2 protein-coding genes are annotated in these 4,819 nt (G+C 54.9%); one reads left to right on the forward strand and one right to left on the reverse strand.

The window, feature by feature from the left end:
• Nucleotides 1–2,819 (forward strand): SbcC/MukB-like Walker B domain-containing protein (locus PPL9_RS27335; RefSeq protein WP_208989666.1); only part of this gene is annotated, 2,819 nt, incomplete at its 5' end.
• Between the two features lie 43 nt (nucleotides 2,820–2,862).
• Here PPL9_RS27335 and PPL9_RS33850 read toward each other — a convergent pair.
• The coding region (locus tag PPL9_RS33850; protein ID WP_208989667.1) for a GGDEF and EAL domain-containing protein at nucleotides 2,863–4,819 on the reverse strand (1,957 nt) is incomplete at its 5' end.

Below are 4,819 nucleotides of genomic sequence, written 5' to 3' on the forward strand. Positions count from 1 at the left end.
TGAACCACCGTGTGGTTGAGGCCGAGAAGGATGTTGCTGGCACCCGTGCTGCTGCTGAAAAAAGCCGGGTGATGCTGGAAGGTGCCCGCAAAGACCTTGCTGGCAAGGAAGAGCAGGCCAAACAAGCTGATGCGGTTTTCAATGAGCTGGAAGCTGAACTTGCCAAGTTGACACCGGAATGGAGTGCAGCTGAGCAACTGGACACCAAGCTGGGTGAGCTTGAGGTTGAAGGCAAACAATTGCGGGACCGCTCTGACACTGCTGTGGCGGAGGCCAAGCAGGCGGATGCAGCGCTGGCAGAGCACACCAAGTCTCTGGATGAGCAAAAAGCCTTGCAAGCCACTGTGAAAGAGCAGATGGCGCGATTGAGCGCGACCAAGATTTTGAAAGACCGTCAGGATAGCCTGATTGCGGATCTGGATGAGTTTGAACGGGTTCAGGTTGCGCTGACGAAAGATGCGACGCACCTTGCCCAGATGCGCAAGCGCGAGAGTGAGTTGAGCGATATCCAGAGCACTCTTTCTGCCCAGCTGGAGCAGTTTGTCTCTGATCTGGGAGGGTGTGAAGGCGCGTTTGCTGCCAAGAAGGGCGAGATTTCCGCTCTTGGTGCTGAGAGTGCCCGTAAAAGCATGGAGCAGCTTTCTACATTCCGTCAGCGGGCTGAAAAGTTGCAGGAGACGTCTCGCCACTTTTTGAAAGCCAAGCGTAACAAGCAGGCTGAGAGTGAGACCTGGACGAAGCTGGTGGACCAGATGACCGGGTTGCAGCAGGCGAAAAGCAAAGCGACCAGTGAACTGACTTTTCGGGGAGAAGCCCTTGAGAAAGCGCGCGGCCTTTCCACTCTTGCTGAAGCGGCGCAAGGCGATCAGGTAAAGCTGTTGCGCGCCGAGCTGGTAGATGATGCACCATGTCCGGTCTGTGGTTCTGACCATCACCCCGTAGATACACAGGAGGGCCGGGCTGCGTTGGACACGCTGTTCGGCGACGTGTTTCTACAGCGCAAGGAAGCGGAAGAAGCTCGCGCAGCTGCGCAGCGAAACCTAGACGAGATCAACGGCCAGATTGCAGCCTGTGAGGCATCGCAGACAAATGCTTCTGCGCTGATGGAACGCTATGCCAGTGAGGCTGATGCGCTTCGGGTTGAGGCGGAAGAACAGTGGGCTGCTTTGGCGCCGCCGGTTGAGGTGGCGTTTGCTCTTGATGGCTTGCTTGATGCGCCGGACCTACTGGACGCTGTGCTTGCGCAGGCGGCGACACAGGTTGATGCTCTACATGCCGTTCTTGTTCAGGAAGACGTGCTGCGTCAAGAGCTGGAGCAGTTGGATGTCATGCTGCGTGGTTTGCGGGATGCGCACCAGAAAGCAGTTGGTGATCAGGCTCGCAAGGCTGAAGAGGTTTCATCTATCAAGGTCGAGCTTTCTGGCGTGGAAGGTCGCCACACCGAGAACTTTGAGGCACAGTCACGATTGGAACAGCGGCTTGGTGAAACGCTGCTGGCTGGTGGCATGGTGTTCGGGTCCCTTGGTGCCGAGTTACCAGCACTGAAGGCGAGTTTGCATGAGCGTATCTCCACCTGGGAGCTACTGGAGCAGCAGGAGGGAACAACTTCTGCCGCGCTGCAATCTCTTGAACAGAAAACGAGTGGTTTGAGTGAACGGCGGGATGGACTGGTCAAGTCCTCCGGCGAGTTGCTGAGGCAGTTGGAGCAGCTGCGCGTGCTGCATCAGGAGCGCTCTGCAGAGCGGAAACTGTTGTTGGGCGGGATGGCGACCGGGGAGCATCGGGCGGCGTTTTCTGAAAAACACAGCAACGCAAAAGAACGCAAAAATAACGCTAGCAACGCACAAAACAACGCAAGAGAAGAATTTGGGCGCATTGAGGCTGGATTGGCAGCGGCAAAAGCAGCAGAAGCAAAAGCGGCCTCTGCGCTAACCGACTGTGCTGACAGGTTAAATGCAGAACTGGCAAGCTTGGGGCTGACGAAAGAAGCTTATGACAGATTGCAGGAGCGGAGCTCTCAGGAGTTGGACGCACTGGCCTCAGAGCTGAAGATGTTGGATGACGCTTACTTAGCAACGCAAACGGCTGTTTCCACCTGGGAGAAGGAGCTTGCTGCGGTTGAGGCCCTGCCTTTGCCGGAGAAGCCGCAGGAAGAGTTATCCTCGTTGTTGGAGGCGTCAAAGCAGGCGCTTGCTGAGTTGCAGGTAAACAAGGGCGTTCTTTCTGAAAAGCTGCGGGTTGATGCGGACGCGCGGGAAAAGGCCCAGCAAATCATGGGTTTGCTGTTGGAAGCGAAAGAGACTGCCAAGACATGGGGTGCGATTTCGGAAGCGATTGGCTCTGCGGATGGTTCCAAGTTCCAGAAGGTGGCGCAGGGCGTTACTCTCGATTTGCTGGTGGAGCTGGCCAACAAACAGCTGCATCAGCTGAAGCCACGGTATCAGCTGAAACGGACTGACTTCGGTCTTGGCCTGTTCGTCATCGACCGCGATATGGGCGACACACCACGTTCCACACGCTCGCTAAGTGGCGGAGAACGCTTCCTTATTTCGCTCAGCCTCGCACTTGCCCTCTCCGGTTTGGAAGGCCGCCAATCGTTCGTTGATACGCTCTTTATCGACGAAGGTTTTGGTTCTCTGGATGCTGAAAGCCTCGACCTTGCCATTGATGCGCTGGAGATGCTGCAGGGGCAGGGGAGAAAAGTTGGCGTCATCAGCCACGTGGAAGCGCTGAAGGATCGAATTCCGGTTCAGGTTCAGGTGGTTAGGCAGGGTGCCGGACGTAGCCGTGTGGCGGTGAATGCACCAGCAGGATGGTGATAAGTCCTGCTGGTGCTTGTTGTTTCATCACTAGAATGCGGGTTTAGTCGCCTGCGTCAATCATCTCATGATCTTGCTTAGCTGCCTGATTTTCCATCTCTTTTAGCTTCAGAGAGGTTTCCTGCAGTGCTGCGATGTATTGGTCTAATGCCTGAATTTCCAGATTGGCATTGCTGACATGTTTTGCCATCTCGCCATCCATCACCTGCGGACGGCCAATCAAAAAGCCTTGCACTTCATCGCAGGATTCATTGCGCAGCAGCTCTAATTCTGGTTCAGTTTCAACACCTTCGGCGATGACTTCCATTCCCAGAGCCTGCCCAAGATCTATGACAGCACGGATGATTGCTGCCAGTTCCGGCGTCTGAGTTACACCGCTGACAAAGCTGCGGTCGATCTTCAGACGATCAAACGGGAAGCGGCGCAGATAGCTGAGGGAAGAGTAGCCGGTACCGAAGTCATCAAGCGCGATGGTGATGCCTAACTCTTTGAGTTGTCTCAAGGTATTGAGTGCGCGGCGGTCGTCATGGATCAGTACGCTCTCAGTGATTTCCAGCTCCAGACGCTCCGGGGATAGCCCACTTCGCGCCAATGCACCTTCAACTTCTTGTATGAGGTACTCATCACAGAATTGCACCGGACTGAGGTTCACCCCCACACGATACCGCTCCGGCCACTGAGAAGCTTGCGTACAGGCTTCATTCAGAACCCAGCGGCCAATCGGAATGATCAGACCACTTTCCTCCGCAACCGGGATGAAGTTGTTCGGTCCAATTTGGCCTTTTTCCGGATGGTTCCAACGCAAAAGCGCCTCGAAGCCGACAATGGAACGGGTGTCCGAGCGTGCCTGCGGTTGGAAGTGGAGCTGAAGTTCCTCATTTTCCAATGCGTTACGCAGGTCGCCTTCCATTGTTCTTCTCAGCAGGATGGCCTCTTCCATCTTGTCTTCGAAGAACGCGAAGGTGTTTCGGCCAGCTTCTTTAGCCTCATAAAGCGCGATATCCGCCTTGGACATCAGCTCATCCGGGTCCGTCCCATGGTCTGGAATCAGCGCGATGCCAATGCTGGCGCTCGTTCTGACCGTGATGTTGTTGCCAACATGGATCGGCTTTGACAGGACCTCTAGTATTTTGTTGGTCAGCAGACCGACTTCAGCCGTTGTCTTCAGATTGACCTGAATGATCGCAAACTCGTCCCCGCCGAGACGGGCGACTGTGTCGTGATGGGTGACGCATGCATTGAGGCGGCGAGCTACTGTCTGAATGAGCTTGTCACCGATTGGGTGACCATATAAATCATTGATATCTTTGAAGCGGTCCAGATCCAACAGCATGACTGCAGAGATTGTTTGCTCTGCGTTTGCCTGGTTTTCGATTGCTTTTTGGAAGCGCTCGCGGAAGTAAGTGCGGTTCGGCAGGCCGGTCAACATGTCATGCTGAGCGAGATGGAGAATGCGCGCTTCGTCTTCTTTCTGCTTACGCATATCACGTACAGCTGAGACACGAAGGTTCTCGTCGGCCACTTCCATCAAGCGACCACGAACTTCAATTGGGATACGCTCGCCAGACTTGCTTAAAAGCATGACTTCGTTCGGGGTCGGCTCATTGGCCAGAATGCTCTCACGCGCTTTTTCGCGAAAGTCTGGCGCGACGTGAGACAGCAAACTGGTCCCACGCATCTCACCTGCCTGATAGTCCAGTAGCTCGTAGAGCACGTGGTTACATTCTACGATAATACCGTCTGTCGAGATGGCGAGGCCTTCGAATGCACCTTCTGCAAATGTGGCGAGTTTGCTGAGTTCTTCCTGCTGCTTACTGTTTGATGTTTCGCTGATTTTCCGCCGTTTTTCATCGCTCTGAAGCTTGTCGAGGAACGTGTTGAAGAGCGAAGCGAGGCGTTCCTGCGGGTCACTGTCCCGTACCGGCAAGCGCTCATCCAGCTTGGCGTCATGCCAAACCAACTTACCGATCAGATTCTCCATCTGGCTGATGGTGCTGACA

The sequence above is a fragment of the Pseudovibrio sp. POLY-S9 genome (assembly GCF_001431305.1).
Taxonomy (GTDB): Bacteria; Pseudomonadota; Alphaproteobacteria; order Rhizobiales; family Stappiaceae; genus Pseudovibrio.